Raw genomic sequence first — 14848 nt, forward strand, 5'->3', positions numbered from 1 at the left:
ACCTTTTCCCAGAAATAAAAGTCTGTTGTATTGCAGATCCAGCCAGTCAGCAGCTGTATTTTAGTTGCCATAGCATCCGTAGGAATCTGCCAGTGGCAGGTTCTATAGGCATTATTTTTAAAATTTGCTTCCGCATATTGCTCTAAATTCCAATCACGAACCCTGAATCCGTTCCGTTCTTTACTTTCTTCTTATAGGTGTCGCCCCATTTCGGTTCTCTATATTTTACATTATAATTTGCTTTCCAGACACCATTCTCATTTACAATATCAGCATTCCAGGTAATCGCTGCACACTGTATTTCATCTGCTATATAATAACTCATCTCATATACTTGTTCCGGAACACCTTTTCCAAGAGCATCTTTGGGAATACTGACAAAATATCGATATTCCGTTGCATCTTTGTCCCAGTTAAGCAACCTAATTTTATTCGGACTTTTCTTCATCCATGTAGATTTAACCGGTTTCCCCGAATCTCTGGCAACTTCTACCTTTACAACATTTACATCCTTAATCTCTTTTCCATTATATGTAATATGAATCTTACATGTTGTAAAATGATTCCATCCAATTCCTGCATACATTACAATTGCCAGACATACAACAACTACTACACACTGTGAAATTCTACTTTTCTTCATCTTTTTTCCTCCTTACCAGCTTCCTCTGCACGCGATTCGCTCGATTGCAGCGACCATTACAGTAGTTACAACATTCGCAGCCGCAATCACACCGAGACTCTTCTTTTTATCATGAATTTCATCCTGCACAATTGCATAAACAATCGGACATTCTATGATCAGCGTCAGGAACAGGTATGCACTGTTAATGGTATAAAAATCCATCGATTCAAATGTCTGTTTTATCGTTTCATATACTCCATCTTGATAATAAGTGGCAAAATACGGCACCATAAAAGATACGAGATTTGATATACAGACAGCGATCAGCACTCTTTTTTTATTCTGAATATGTAAAATATTTTTAATCATCAAATATTCGATCACAATTGTCAGCACAGCTACAAATGGCAATAGCTGATATGGTGCCGTCGTTGTAAACCATATCCAGGAAGAATCAGCATAGACAACTTTCGGAATACAAAGCACCAGTAAAACAATAAGCAGTATGCTCTCTTTTGTTCTTGCAAAAATTTTATCTGATTTTTTCATAGGCTTTTCCCTCCTTTTTCTCATTATAACAAATCAGTGCTTCAATTTATGACATATTTTCTGAAAATTCCTTTAAGATTCCCTTAATTCTTCTCTTTAATCATTTGAATAATTCTTATAAAACCGAAAGCTGGTAGCTATTCTTAATATTTATTGCGATTTTATTAATACAAACTGTAATAAAAAAGAGAGAACCCTAGTCGTCCTCTCCTACTCCTTTTTCAAGTATATTATGTTGATTATATTGCTTATAATATTAGTCAGCAATGCTATTCCCAGAATCAAGTCTAATCCTTCTGTTACTGCCATATAGCATAGACATGCGAATGTCACCCATGATGTTATTATTATACTCTTCATCTACCAATTCTTCACCTCTTCTTTGTAAAATGTCCGGTTCTCATAAATAATCCGGGCAACGCCATCCTGCACTTCTACTTTTGTTACTGCACAGTTTTTATGTACACCAATATCCCAGTATGCTTCCAGCGGCTGATTCTTAATATTATTCATAAGCCCTGCAAGCGCTACACCATGGGTGGTAAGCAGTACACATTTACGCGCATATTCCGGTGCATGTATCAGCCAGTCCAGAAATGCGCCGGTACGTTTTTTCACTGCCAGAAAATCTTCGCCGCCCTGTGCAGGCTTGAAACCAACCGGATCATTAAAAAATGCTCTGAAAGATTCCGGAAGATCCCATCCTTCTTCTGCGCAGCATTTTCCTTCGTACTCTGCGAATCCCATCTCTATAATCCGTTTATCTTCTATGATCGGCACATCTTTCCCCGCAAGGATAAGTTCAGCCGTCTCTTTCGCTCTTTTTAAAGGGCTTGTAAAACATACATCAAATGGTATGTCCTGAAGCGCTTCTCCTGTTTCCACTGCCAGTTGTCTGCCAAAATCATCTAAAGCGACATCCGCCTGTCCCTGCAGCCTACGCTCTTTATTCCACTCTGTCTCTCCATGTCTCACCAAATATAATTCCATCCTCTAAAACTCCTTATATATCTCATGTCCACTGCACTTGACAGCGACATCTTCTCACTCATGTGCTGTTGCACATGTCTGTATCCTGTCAAAAGCAAAAGTCTTAAAATATTTGCTACTCTTCCATAAAAATGCTATACTCTTACAGAATCATTGAAACAGGAGGATATTCACATTATGGAAAAAGTAACAAGTTTTACAATTAATCATCTGAAATTAAAACCGGGTATCTATGTATCGCGTATCGATCATGTAAACGGTAACCCACTCACAACTTTTGATCTTCGCATGACAACACCGAACAAAGAACCAGTTATGAACACAGCGGAAGTTCACACGATCGAGCATCTCGGTGCGACATTTCTTCGCAATCATCCAACTTACAAAGATCAGACTATTTATTTCGGACCAATGGGATGCCGTACCGGATTCTATCTGATCCTTGCCGGAGAGCTTACTTCTAAGGAAATCGTTCCACTCATCTGCGAAATGTTCCGGTTTATCGCAGATTTTAACGATGAAGTTCCTGGTGCGGCGGCAAGAGACTGCGGCAATTATCTGGATATGAACCTTCCAATGGCAAATTACCTCGCAAAGAAATATCTGACAGAAGTTCTGGATCACATTACCGATGATCGTCTCGTTTATCCGGAATAATTCTTACAGATAATTCTTCTAGCATTTGATCTGGCACATCCGCATAGCTGCCAGCGCTGTCTCATGACTGTCTGTTGTCACTCCGGCACAACAGTCTTTGTCAACATATACCGGCACTTCCGGCAATGCGGCTTTGCTGATCATTGCATTTGAAATCACACAGATATCTGTGCAAAGTCCGACAAGCGTAATCGATGTAATCCCATCCATGCCATTTCCACGCAGCTCTTCATCTTTTTTCTTTAACATTTCTCCCAGCTCCATGCTTCCAAATGTCGGCTTATCGATCACAATGTCATTTTCACTGCGAAGCGCCTCTAACTGCGGGCAAATCTCCCAGCCTTTTGTACCACGGATACAATGTGCTACCGGAAGATTTCTGCCTTCCTGTGTATCCAGATAATTCTCTTCATGGGTGTCTCTCGTATAAATAATTTCACCGTCAAAGTCTTTAATTTTTTTTGCAACATCCGGTACAATCGCTTTTGCTTCTTTCGTTCCAAGTGCGCCGTCAATAAAGTCATTCTGCATATCCACAATAATTAATATATCCATGATCTGCCTCCTTAATGTTTCCCATACAAATTATCAGAAACGCCTTCCACCTTATTCTGATATTGTGGGCGGTTATCAAATACATCTTGCTCACATGAATGTATTTTCCTCATCGCATTTACAAAAAGCAGTTACCGGAATTTCCAATAACTGCTTTGTATATTCTATCTATATTCTGCTAAAATTAAGCAAGTTTTGCTTTTGCAGCTTCTGCAAGTGCTGTAAATCCTTCAGCGTCATTAACAGCCATCTCTGCAAGCATCTTTCTATTGATGTCGATGTTTGCAAGTTTCAGACCGTGCATCAGTTTGCTGTAAGAAAGACCATTCATTCTTGCTGCAGCGTTGATACGAGCGATCCATAACTGACGCATCTGACGTTTGCGCTGTTTTCTTCCTGCGTATGCAGATGTAAGAGCTCTCATAACAGACTGTTTTGCTACTCTATACTGTTTAGAGCGTGCTCCTCTGTATCCTTTTGCTAATTTTAAAGTTCTATTGTGTCTTTTTTTAGCGTTTAATCCGCCTTTGATTCTTGCCATGTCTTATCTCCTCCTTCTATTCTCTACACTATCTTACAGATATGGTAATACTTTCTTCATGTTCTTTACATTAGTTGCATCTGTAATGATTGATTTTCTAAGATTTCTTTTTCTCTTTGTAGATTTCTTAGTTAAGATATGGCTCTTGTAAGCTTTATTTCTTTTTAATTTTCCTGTACCTGTTTTTTTGAAGCGCTTTGCAGCTGCTCTATTTGTTTTAATTTTTGGCATTGTAATATTCCTCCTTAGATTTATAAATGTATTTTTAACGTTTTTCAGTTAAAACCATGCTCATACTTCTGCCTTCCTGCTTTGCCGGTTTCTCGATCACAGCAACATCAGCAAGTGCCTGCGCAAAATCATCCAGAATGTGTTTACTCTGTTGCATATGCGCCATCTCACGGCCACGGAAACGTAAAGTGACTTTTACTTTATTTCCTTTACCGATGAACTTCTTCGCATTGTTCATCTTCGTATTCAGGTCATTCGTATCAATATTCGGTGAAAGGCGTACTTCCTTAACCTCTACAGTTTTTTGCTTCTTCTTTGCTTCTTTTTCTTTTCTCGCCAGCTCATACTTATACTTACCGTAGTCGATGATCTTACATACCGGCGGCTGTGCCTTCGGAGCAATCTTTACAAGATCAAGATCTGCCTCTCTCGCAAGTTTCATGGCATCTTTGGATGACATAATACCAAGCTGTTCTCCACTTTCGCTTATCACACGAACTTCCTTATCTCTAATCTGTCCGTTAATCATTAAATCGCTAATGTTCCTGCACCCCCATTATAAAATAAAAAGTGAATAGTTTTTAGACTATCCACTTTCCTGTCACATTAAAATCAAATCTATCTAAAAATGATTCATGTTCAATATCAACCAATAGTCACCCGATTGTGCTATGGTGAGAGTGGATACTCTTCTTTGTTGTTTCACACAAAAGATAATTTACCATAAATTCATATTACTGTCAACTGTTAACTTGAATTTTCTTATCAATTTTCTTATCTTCTGTTCCTCTTCCACATTATAAGCTTCTTTTTTCTCAAATGCAATTGTTAATTAGCCGACTGAGACTACTTTGTAATCTTTGTCTTCTACTGCTTTTGTAAGTACATCATCTGCAACTTCGTGGCTCATCTTTACAACTGCTGTTCCTGCTTCGTGGCTGACAATTGCCTCTTCTACGCCGTCTAATGCTTCCAGCGCTTTTTTTACTGCTGCCTCACAGTGTCCACACATCATTCCTTCAATCTTCATTGTTTTCTCCATTGTTGTTTCCTCCTTTTTCTTTTCATTATTTTTAATTGTTGATCCTTCATCTGCCATTTCTACAGTTCCGGTTTTTGCAGCTTTTTTTAATTTTTTATCTTTGCTTGCATCCAACATGTTAAACCAGTTCAGACGCAATGCATTGCTTACAACACAGAAACTTGAAAGACTCATCGCTGCTGCGCCGAACATTGGATTTAATTTCCACCCAAAGATCGGATACCACAGTCCTGCTGCCAGCGGGATTCCGATCACATTGTAGAAAAATGCCCAGAACAGATTCTCATGAATATTCCGAAGTGTTGCGCGACTTAAACGAATCGCCGCCGGAACATCACTTAAGCGGCTCTTCATCAATACAACATCCGCTGCATCAATGGCAATATCTGTACCTGCACCTATGGCGATACCAACATCTGCTCTTGTCAGTGCCGGTGCGTCATTGATACCATCGCCGACCATCGCTGTCTTGCCCTGCTTCTTTAAATCACGGATCACTGCTTCTTTTCCGTCCGGAAGCACACCTGCGATTACTTCATCTACGCCTGCCTGCTTTCCGATTGCTTTCGCTGTCCGCTCATTATCACCGGTCAGCATGACAACATGGATACCCATATTCTGTAGTTCACGGATCGCACGCGGACTGTCCTCTTTCATAACATCCGCTACGGCAATGATTCCCATCAATTTGTCTTCTCTTGCGAAGAACAAAGGCGTCTTCCCATCTTCGGCAAGCTCCTGCGCCTGTTCTTTCATTTCCTCACTTATTTCAACCAGACCGCTGATATACCGGTAACTGCCTCCAACCAGCTTCTGTCCGTTTAACATACCGGAGAGACCATTTCCAGCTGCGATCTGGAAATCTTCCACTTCTGCAAGATCATCAAGACCTTCTGTGCCAAGACTTTCTACAGCCGATGTGATTGCTCTCGCCAGTGGATGTTCACTCTTTCGCTCCAGCACATACGCTGTGAAGAGCAATTCTTCCTCACTGACATTATCTTCCGCAACAAGATCCGTTACTTTCGGTTCTCCCTTTGTAATTGTTCCTGTCTTATCTAATGCGACAATCTCTGTCTTTCCTGTCTCTTCCAGGGAAACGGCTGTCTTAAACATTATTCCATGCTTTGCACCCATTCCGTTACCAACCATGATCGCAACAGGTGTTGCCAGTCCAAGCGCACACGGACAGCTGATTACAAGAACTGCAATTCCTCTTGCCAGTGCAAAACCAATCGTCTGTCCGGCGATCAGCCAGATCAGAGTTGTTACAGTCGCAATCCCGATAACTGCCGGCACAAATACGCCGGATACCCGGTCTGCGACTTTGGCGATCGGCGCCTTTGTAGCCGCTGCGTCACTGACCATCTGAATAATCTGTGATAAGGTCGTATCTTCTCCAACTCTTGTCGCTTCACATTTTAAAAATCCGGACTGGTTCATGGTAGCTGCCGACACACTGTCTCCAACTGTTTTGTCCACCGGAATACTCTCTCCGGTAAGTGCCGCTTCATCCACTGCACTGCTTCCTTCTATAACCGTCCCATCTACCGGAATATTCTCACCCGGTCTTACAACAAAGATATCACCAATCTTCACCTGATCAATTGTTACTTCTGCCTCTTTTCCCTGACAAAGAACGACTGCCTTCTTCGGCGCAAGCTTCATAAGTCCTTTCAGCGCATCGGTTGTTTTACCTTTCGATCTTGCTTCAAGCATCTTGCCGACTGTAATAAGCGTCAGGATCATTGCCGCTGACTCAAAATAAAATTCATGCATATAGGATAAAACAAGTTCTGCATTGCCCTTCATCTGCGCATCTGTCATCGCAAATAATGCATACGTACTATATACAAATGATGCGCCGGATCCAAGTGCAACCAACGTGTCCATATTCGGTGCACGATGAATCAATCCTTTGAAGCCGCTGATAAAGAACTTCTGATTGATCACCATGATCACGATTGTAAATAACATCTGGATAAGTCCCATCGCTACATGATTGCCGCTAAGGAACCCCGGCAGTGGCCAGTTCCACATCATATGGCCCATAGATAAATACAACAGTGGCACAAGAAAGCAAAATGACGCAATCAGTCTCTTCTTAAGAACCGGTGTTATCTTATCCTTCAGGAAATCTTCATCCCGGACTTCTTTTAATTTCTCCGTTCCTTTCATAGAAGCTCCGTATCCTGCCTTTTCTACCGCCTCTATAATCTGCTCTGGTGTAGCTGTTCCATCAACTCCCATTGAGTTTGTCAAAAGACTTACAGAACAGGATGTCACTCCGTCTACTTTCAACACAGCCTTTTCTACACGGGTACTGCAGGCTGCACAGCTCATACCCGTAACGTTATACTGTTCCATTCTGATCATCCTTTTCTTACTATTTCATCAGTTTCTGAAGTGTAGCTACCAGTTCATCCACTGTCTCTTCTTTTCCTTTGCGGATATCTTCTGCTACACAGGTTCGGATATGGTTTGCAAGCAACACTTTGTTGAAACTATTAAGTGCTGCATTCACAGCTGAGACCTGTACAAGAATATCGGTACAGTAAACATCGTTCTCCACCATCTTTTTGATTCCCCTTACCTGCCCTTCAATACGGTTCAGTCTGTGGATCAAATCTTTGTATTCTTTTTCCGAACGTTCTTTCGTTTTGTGACAGCATGTTTTTTCTTCCATATTCTTCACCTCTTTCCGGTCTATATTATATACCCCGCATAGGTATATTTCAACCATTGTTTTTCATTCTTACTGAATCTTTTTTTTCGATACGGATGTCAGAATTTTTTTATAATATCTTTTCGAAACCTATGCGGAGTGCACCTTTCTCCGGTCCACCTGCCAGATGGATCTCTCCGCATCTTTCAAATCCGGCTTTTCCAAGTGCTCTCTGCATCGGAATATTCCCCGGGTGGGTATCAATACGCACACTTGAAAATCCAAGTGTTTCTGCCATACGGAACCCATGCGCAAACATCTTTCCTGCCACTCCTTTTCCTTTTGCTTCCTCTGCTACACATACGCGGTGCATTGCTGCATACGGTCCCGCACTAATCCACTCGCCTTCTATTTCATAATAAGATATGTCCGGTGTTGTCTGAAATGCAAAGATTCCAAGAATGATTCCATCTTCTTCTGCCACGTAAGTACATTGGTTCTTAATATCATTCTCCCAGATTTCTCTCGATGGATATCCTTTCTGCCACTGATCCAGTCCAAGATTTTTAAGTCCATCCTTTGCCTGTGCGGTAATCTCACACATACGTTCCAGATCTTTCTCTCTTGCAATTTTAAATTCCATTTTGTTTCTCCATTTCTGTTTATTTTTCTTTGCTTTTCATTTTTTATTCTTTGAAATAATATTTGCCGCTATTATTTGCAATCATTGCATTTCATTTCTATTCTCTTCAATTTCACATACTTCAGCAACACCATCCACTACCCGGAAACGCACTTCCATTCCTGCAAAGCTCATTCCATATACCCTCTCCGGGTTTTCCTGATACGCCGGTCTTGGATCTTCTGCAAGTATTTCCTTTAAAGCCGGAATCTTTTCACGTTTTTCTTCAGATAGTGACTCTTCAATTTCAGGAGGGATTGATACTCCCAGACCGTATTCTTTTACTCGTCCTGCAAATCCAGCTTCTGCTTCCGGATACGCATCGATATGTGGTAAATATGGTTTCACATCATAAATTGGTGTCCCGTTCATCAGATCTGCTCCGCTTACGATTAGCACCGGTCCATCCTCATGTTCCCAGTCAATGGTTGTCAGTTTTACACAGGATAATCCCATTCCATTTGGACGAAATGGGGATCTAGTTGCAAATACACCGACTCTCTGATTTCCTCCAAGCCTTGGCGGGCGGACAGTCGGACGCCAGTTTGTACCCTCTGCCTCTGAAAAATCCCAGATCAGCCACAGATGTGAATACTCTTCCAGTCCACGGAACGCTTCCGGCTTGCGGTATTCCGGCAGGAAATGAATCTCTGCCTGTGTATTTACAAGGCCACTCTGCCTTGGGATTCCGAATTTTTCCGGGAAATCCCCTTCTATATATGCAATTGGCCGAATACTCTTTTCTGTCATCATAACTGAAGCCCCCGGTAACGGTTCAGACATGCGCAGAGTTCCTCTTTTCGCGGAAGTGCCAGATTGCCTGGAAGCTCACGCTCTCCGAGAACATCCTTTAACCCCTGTCTTTCTATATCTCTGTATAAAGATTCAACCAGTTCACAAATGGAAGTCTTCCCATTCATCCGATGTGTTTCCAGTTCTCTCATAAGATACCCCAAGCAGTTAAGCTGTTCTTCATCTGCCACTTGTTCTACATAACGCAGATCAATTGTTTCTGATCCCAGCATAATACCATCTTTTCCCAGTGTTTTTAATTTGATTCTTCCTCTGTGTTCCAGTCCTGTATTTTTCTTTGGACATCTTTTCATGATCGGTTTCTGAATTTCTTTTTCTAAAAACTGAAGTCCCTGATATCCGGCTGTTGCCTCTTTTGCTCTGGACGTGATCTCACGTGGCTGGTAGCGGTCCATCTGCACGATCACATCTGCCACCTGAAAATAAGCCCCGGAACTTCCTGCTACAAGTACTGTTGAGATACCAAATTTCTTATAAAAATACTGCATCCGTTCTATAAATGGTGTGATTGGTTCCATATCTTTGTGAATCACTTTCTGCATCAGCTCGTCTCTCACCATAAAATTTGTTGCACTGGTATCTTCATCAATTAAAAATGTACTCGCTCCGGCTTCCATCGCTTCAATCACATTTGCCGCCTGCGATGTACTGCCGCTGGCATCTTCCGTATCAAAACTGACGGTATCTTTCTGATTTGGAAGATTACTTATAAACATAGAAATATCTGTATGTTTAATACTTCTTCCATCTTCTGCCCGAATCTTCACAGCATCCGGATCTGTGATCACATATTCTCTTCCGTCTCCGGCTATATGAGGATAAATCCCCATCTCCAGTGCTTTCAGAAGCGTAGATTTTCCATGATAGCCTCCGCCGACGATCAACGTAATCCCGCGCCTGATTCCCATTCCGCTTATCTCACCATAATACGGAAGCTTTAAAGTCACTCTCACAGATTCCGGTGATACAAACGGTACTGCATCTTTCATCGGCTTTTGGGATACACCTGACATTCTCGGCAGTACAGAGCCATCTGCCACAAAAGCCACCAGACCATATTCCTTAAGCTGTCTGCGGATTGCTTCCTGATCCTCCGAAAGTTCCATAACATTTTCAAGTTTCCTTATATCCAAATTTTTATAATAAAGTGTCTCCTGCACGCAAGACGGCAGATATTGAAAAAAAATCTTCTCCAGTTCTCGCGCATTTACCGTTCTTCCATTTGCCGGGAAGCCCACTTCAAACCGTAGAATAACGGTTCCGTCTTCCCTTATATCTGCGGCTGTCCGCTCCAGTACTTCCTGTCCGCAGTTTGTCACACGGATCAGACCACTTTTACCGGAACCTTTTGCCTGAAACGAATATTTTCTGATCCCGGATGCAAATATGCGGATAAGCGCATCTTCAAGCGCCATCTTCTTCCACTGTTTATCATACAGTCTTTCTGGCAATCCTGCTGTTTTCTCCTCAACTTCTATATGTACTCTGGACGGTGCCGCAAACGGATCACCCTGCACATGGTCAATTCCAAGCACATATCCTGAAAACCGGTAACTGCCTTTCAGATTTTTGTATGCCGGATAGCTCTTACGATCGATCTGTCCTAATAAATTTCTTAATTCTTCTGCTGTTTTCATCTCTAATATGCCTCTGCTTCTTCTCTTGTCATCCAGAAATGGATACCGGTTGTGGAATCCATCCACCGGTCTTCGTTAAAATCTTTTACTTCCACCCACTCACCTCTTTTATATTCAAAGTTTTCATCTACGAGAGACCATGCCTCATCATAATTTTTTTTGAAATCGAAACTCTTGATCGTCAGGACCTTGGCTTTGTTGCACCGGCAGGACGGCAATGTTGCTGACGTGCGAAGTGCATCTGCCGGAATCAGAAGCTGTACCATCCGGTCATTAATGCATTTCTTATATCCTAAAAATGCTCCCGTCTCCGGGCAACGCAGACGGAACCATTGTGTCGCTTCGTCCGACTGTATATTTGTAAGATCTGCATTTTCCAGCACAGCCCCATAGAGGTTTGCGCCTTTTATATTGCAGTCACTCATATCGCAGAACCTGAAAGATGCGGTCCTCATATTTGCATTTTCAAAATTTGCACCGTGCATGGAGCATCCGTCAAACAGCGCATTCTCCACACTGCTGTAGTGGAAATCTACATTATTTAACATCACGCCATCAAAGGAACACAGTGTAAAATCCGTATTACTTAAATCCGTTCCGCTTAAATCTCCTTTTTCCAGCTGTACTTCACGAAATACAAGCCGTTCTCCCGATTTCCTGTTTTCAAGCTTCTCTTTCAGGTCGGATAATTTCAATTCCTGCATCCTGTCATTCATATACTCACATCCTTTTACAAATCAACAATTTTAGCTCTATGATGAATATGCGGCAAAAATTTCTTCAGCAGATCTTCTGTCTTAATCTTCAAATGCGTCGTATTGATTCCTGTATTGCATACAAAATACTCGCCCTCAGCCACCTCTTTATCAAGAATAAGCTGTACATAATCATCTTCATCATTCAAAAGTCCGACAACACTTGCAGATCCCGGTTTTGTTCCCAGATGCTCCCACATATGCTCCGGTGAAGCAAATGACATATGTGATACGCCTAGTTTTTTACTGAATGAGGACGCGTCAAAGTCTTTCTCCTCCGGCATTACAAGAAGGAAAAATGTAGTCTTCTTCCGGTTGCACAAAAACACATCTTTCCGCACCGGTGCGCCAAGAACTTTACCGATATCCCTACACTCTTCCATGGAAGATGCCGGATCGTTATCGACTCTTTCAAATGGGATTCCAAGCTTGTCAAATACTTTATACACTTTCTGCTCCAGCGGCACACGCTCGCTGACATTTTCCGGTACTGTTGTTACAATTTCACTGATATACATTTCTATGTTCCTCCTGTCTGTTTCCTATTTTGCTATTATAACACAACACGCTTTTCTTCCAATATGGTCTTTCTATTTTTCTTACAATATAATAGCATTTTTCATTCGGTTTTTCAGAAAATACAAACAGTACTGTAATTAACTACAGAAAAAATATTGATTTTTACTTTCTTAGGGAAAACTGATATAATATGAAAGAATTTTCAAAGAAAGGAATTTTATTTATGAAATATATTTTAGCTTCTGCTTCTCCACGTAGAAAAGAACTGCTCAGAAAAACCGGCATTTCATTCGAAATCATGCCATCTTCCAAAGAAGAAGTCATTACCGAGGAATTACCGGCTGATGTTGTTACTGAACTGGCTTATCAGAAAGCCGCAGATATTTTTAGTCTTTACCACAAAATTCATGACGAAGATTTTACTGTCATTGGAGCAGATACTGTTGTTTCTTATAAAGATGAAATACTTGGCAAACCTGCCGATGAACAGGAAGCATTGGATATGCTTTCTATGCTCGCCGACCGTACCCACCAGGTCTACACAGGTGTTTCACTTCTAATCTGGAAAAATGGCAGAAAAATAATACGAACTTTTTATGAAAAAACAGAAGTTACATTCTACCCGATTATGAGAGAAGATCTGCTGTCTTATATCGCCACCGGCGATCCAATGGATAAAGCGGGTGCCTACGGCATCCAGGGGGATTTTGCTATCCATGTAAAATCTATCAATGGCGATTATAATAATGTAGTAGGTCTTCCAATCGGTCATCTGTATCAGGAATTGAAACTTGCATTTTAGCCTGCAAGTTTCAGCTCTTCGTATTTTTCTGCTGCGTCTGCAATGGCAGCTTTCATAATGATCATCAGTTCATCAATCTGTTTCTTTGTAACAATAAGCGGCGGGATCATACGGTTAACGCTGTCTCCGATCGCTGTGATCAGTGCCATGCGGTCCAGGCAGCCATGTTTTACTTCCAGTGCGATCGGTATATCATACTCACATCCAACAAGAAGTCCACGTCCTCTTGCTTCTTTTACATGTGGAAGTTTTGCAAGCTGTTCTTTCATATATTCTCCCATTTCTTTTGCATTTCCACTCAGATCGTTGTCCAGGATTTCACTGACTGCTGCATATGCTGATGCGCAAGCAAGTGCGTGTCCGCCATAAGTAGATCCGTGTGTTCCTGCTGTAAATGCTTTTGCAACTTTTTTTGTTGCGCAGCATGCTCCGATCGGCATTCCGCCACCCATTGCTTTTGCCATGGACACTGCATCCGGTTTTACGCCATATCCCATGTATGCCATCGGCGCTCCGGTACGTCCCCATCCGGTCTGTACTTCATCAAACAGAAGTAACATATCGTTATCATCACATAATTTGCGGAGTCCTTCGATAAATTCCTGTGTTGCAGGATGTACACCACCCTCGCCCTGTACAGGTTCGATCATGATCGCGATTGTTTTTTTTGTAACTTTGGAAGCAAAATCTTCCAGATTGTTATATTCTGCATAAGAAAATCCTGGAAGCATCGGTTTGAACCCCATCTGGATCGCATTGTCTGTCTGACCGGTTGCAGACATTGCTCCGTAAGTTCTTCCGTGGAAACCATTTTTCGCTGTGATGATATGATATCTTTCCGGTCCGAAATTATCTGTTCCATATTTTCTCGCCATCTTGATCATACATTCATTTGCTTCTGTTCCGGAGTTTTGATAAAATATCTTATCCATTCCGATCGTATCACAGATTTTCTTTGCAAGTAATGCCTGCGGGATTGTATATGGATAGTTAAATGTATGTACAATGTCACCTAACTGGTCTTTGATTGCAGCTTCTACTTTTGCATTTCTATTACCTGCACTGTTTACAGCAACACCGCCGTAGAAATCAAGGTATGCATTTCCCTCTTCGTCATATATATACATTCCTTCAGCACGTTCTGCGATAAAATCATATCTTTCGTAAGTTTCTACCATGTATTTGTTGACAATTGCTTTCAGTTCCTTTGCTGATAAACCTGTATCTTTTAATCTCATTGTCTCATTCCTCCTAATAATAAATTTATCTTCCGCTTCGCGCGAGTGCGCATCCTGCGGAGCATTTTTATATATCTTTCAAGATATATTTTTGTTACACAGAAAATAGAATTTTCTGTGTACGCGATAAAACACGCTTCGCGAGTTTTATCCGCTAATTAACGGTCGTCAAATGCTGCCATGCAAGCATGTCGCATTTTCCTCGTCGTTATAACAAAAAAGGACACTGTATCATCTGATACAGCATCCTTGCTTTGCACATATTAGTTATATTTGCGCTTTCTTGCAGCTTCTGATTTTTTCTTACGTCTTACGCTTGGTTTTTCGTAATGCTCTCTCTTACGAATCTCCTGCTGAATACCAGCCTTTGCGCAGTTTCTTTTAAATCTGCGTAAAGCGCTATCTAACGTTTCGTTTTCTTTAACGATTACATTTGACATAGTCTCACACCTAACCTCCCCTCCAGTCCTATATTGTGCATCATACGACTGATCGGGTATTTTTATTGCACTACATAAGATTATAGCACATATTTTCTTTACGTCAA

The 14848-nt window shown here is 41.4% G+C and carries 18 protein-coding genes; 2 read left to right on the forward strand and 16 right to left on the reverse strand.

Annotation, left to right across the window (positions count from 1 at the left end):
- Positions 1-142: 142 nt before the first annotated feature.
- From DW152_RS09780 to DW152_RS09790, 3 genes are all read right to left on the reverse strand, one after another.
- Positions 143-643 carry a hypothetical protein gene (locus tag DW152_RS09780; protein ID WP_118288523.1) on the reverse strand — a complete coding sequence of 167 codons (501 nt, stop codon included), beginning with the start codon at positions 641-643 and terminating at the stop codon, positions 143-145.
- A 12-nt stretch (positions 644-655) separates the two neighbouring features.
- Positions 656-1174, reverse strand: coding sequence for a hypothetical protein (locus DW152_RS09785; RefSeq protein ID WP_021859940.1), 519 nt, complete (start codon positions 1172-1174; stop codon positions 656-658).
- A 360-nt stretch (positions 1175-1534) separates the two neighbouring features.
- A complete protein-coding gene (locus tag DW152_RS09790; RefSeq protein ID WP_118288524.1) occupies positions 1535-2164 on the reverse strand; it encodes a histidine phosphatase family protein in 630 nt (209 codons plus the stop codon).
- A 177-nt stretch (positions 2165-2341) separates the two neighbouring features.
- On the opposite strand from DW152_RS09790, the gene DW152_RS09795 reads away from it, so the two are divergent.
- A complete protein-coding gene (locus DW152_RS09795) occupies positions 2342-2821 on the forward strand; it encodes an S-ribosylhomocysteine lyase (RefSeq protein ID WP_117537279.1) in 480 nt (159 codons plus the stop codon).
- Between the two features lie 18 nt (positions 2822-2839).
- On the opposite strand, the gene DW152_RS09800 is transcribed toward DW152_RS09795, so the two are convergent.
- The 11 genes from DW152_RS09800 to DW152_RS09850 form a co-directional block, all read right to left on the reverse strand.
- Positions 2840-3376 carry a cysteine hydrolase family protein gene (locus DW152_RS09800; RefSeq protein WP_118288525.1) on the reverse strand — a complete coding sequence of 179 codons (537 nt, stop codon included), beginning with the start codon at positions 3374-3376 and terminating at the stop codon, positions 2840-2842.
- A 184-nt stretch (positions 3377-3560) separates the two neighbouring features.
- Positions 3561-3917 carry a 50S ribosomal protein L20 gene (gene rplT, locus DW152_RS09805; protein ID WP_021859944.1) on the reverse strand — a complete coding sequence of 119 codons (357 nt, stop codon included), beginning with the start codon at positions 3915-3917 and terminating at the stop codon, positions 3561-3563.
- A 33-nt stretch (positions 3918-3950) separates the two neighbouring features.
- The gene (rpmI, locus tag DW152_RS09810) at positions 3951-4148 is read right to left on the reverse strand and encodes a 50S ribosomal protein L35 (protein WP_021859945.1); all 198 of its coding nucleotides are present in this window, start codon (positions 4146-4148) and stop codon (positions 3951-3953) included.
- Between the two features lie 34 nt (positions 4149-4182).
- Positions 4183-4677, reverse strand: coding sequence for a translation initiation factor IF-3 (gene infC / locus DW152_RS09815; RefSeq protein WP_021859946.1), 495 nt, complete (start codon positions 4675-4677; stop codon positions 4183-4185).
- Between the two features lie 303 nt (positions 4678-4980).
- On the reverse strand, positions 4981-7557 hold the full coding sequence (locus DW152_RS09820) for a heavy metal translocating P-type ATPase (protein ID WP_118288526.1): 2577 nt from the start codon (positions 7555-7557) through the stop codon (positions 4981-4983).
- Positions 7558-7576: 19 nt separating this feature from the next.
- Entirely contained in the window at positions 7577-7876 is a 300-nt protein-coding gene (locus DW152_RS09825) for a metal-sensing transcriptional repressor (RefSeq protein ID WP_021859948.1), read from the reverse strand.
- Between the two features lie 109 nt (positions 7877-7985).
- Positions 7986-8498 (reverse strand): GNAT family N-acetyltransferase, encoded by a 513-nt coding sequence (locus DW152_RS09830; protein ID WP_118288527.1) that lies wholly within the window; start codon positions 8496-8498, stop codon positions 7986-7988.
- Between the two features lie 81 nt (positions 8499-8579).
- Positions 8580-9320, reverse strand: a complete 741-nt coding sequence (gene tsaA / locus DW152_RS09835) for a tRNA (N6-threonylcarbamoyladenosine(37)-N6)-methyltransferase TrmO (RefSeq protein WP_243059907.1) — start codon at positions 9318-9320, stop codon at positions 8580-8582.
- Positions 9287-10987: an ABC-ATPase domain-containing protein gene (locus tag DW152_RS09840; protein WP_118288529.1), complete on the reverse strand. Its 1701-nt coding sequence runs from the start codon at positions 10985-10987 to the stop codon at positions 9287-9289. Before DW152_RS09840 ends, tsaA begins: the two co-directional genes overlap by 34 nt.
- 2 nt (positions 10988-10989) lie before the next feature.
- Positions 10990-11703, reverse strand: coding sequence for a pentapeptide repeat-containing protein (locus DW152_RS09845; protein ID WP_242992894.1), 714 nt, complete (start codon positions 11701-11703; stop codon positions 10990-10992).
- A 14-nt stretch (positions 11704-11717) separates the two neighbouring features.
- Positions 11718-12260: a prolyl-tRNA synthetase associated domain-containing protein gene (locus DW152_RS09850; protein ID WP_021859953.1), complete on the reverse strand. Its 543-nt coding sequence runs from the start codon at positions 12258-12260 to the stop codon at positions 11718-11720.
- A gap of 224 nt (positions 12261-12484) precedes the next feature.
- On the opposite strand from DW152_RS09850, the gene DW152_RS09855 reads away from it, so the two are divergent.
- A complete protein-coding gene (locus DW152_RS09855) occupies positions 12485-13063 on the forward strand; it encodes a Maf family protein (RefSeq protein WP_021859954.1) in 579 nt (192 codons plus the stop codon).
- On the opposite strand, the gene DW152_RS09860 is transcribed toward DW152_RS09855, so the two are convergent.
- Positions 13060-14301 (reverse strand): aspartate aminotransferase family protein, encoded by a 1242-nt coding sequence (locus DW152_RS09860; protein ID WP_118288530.1) that lies wholly within the window; start codon positions 14299-14301, stop codon positions 13060-13062. The genes DW152_RS09855 and DW152_RS09860 overlap by 4 nt on opposite strands.
- Positions 14302-14564: 263 nt before the next feature.
- Positions 14565-14741 carry a 30S ribosomal protein S21 gene (rpsU, locus tag DW152_RS09865; protein ID WP_004054229.1) on the reverse strand — a complete coding sequence of 59 codons (177 nt, stop codon included), beginning with the start codon at positions 14739-14741 and terminating at the stop codon, positions 14565-14567.
- Positions 14742-14848: the final 107 nt, after the last annotated feature.

This window comes from Dorea sp. AM13-35 (assembly GCF_003473885.1).
Classification (GTDB): domain Bacteria; phylum Bacillota; class Clostridia; order Lachnospirales; family Lachnospiraceae; genus Dorea_D; species Dorea_D hominis.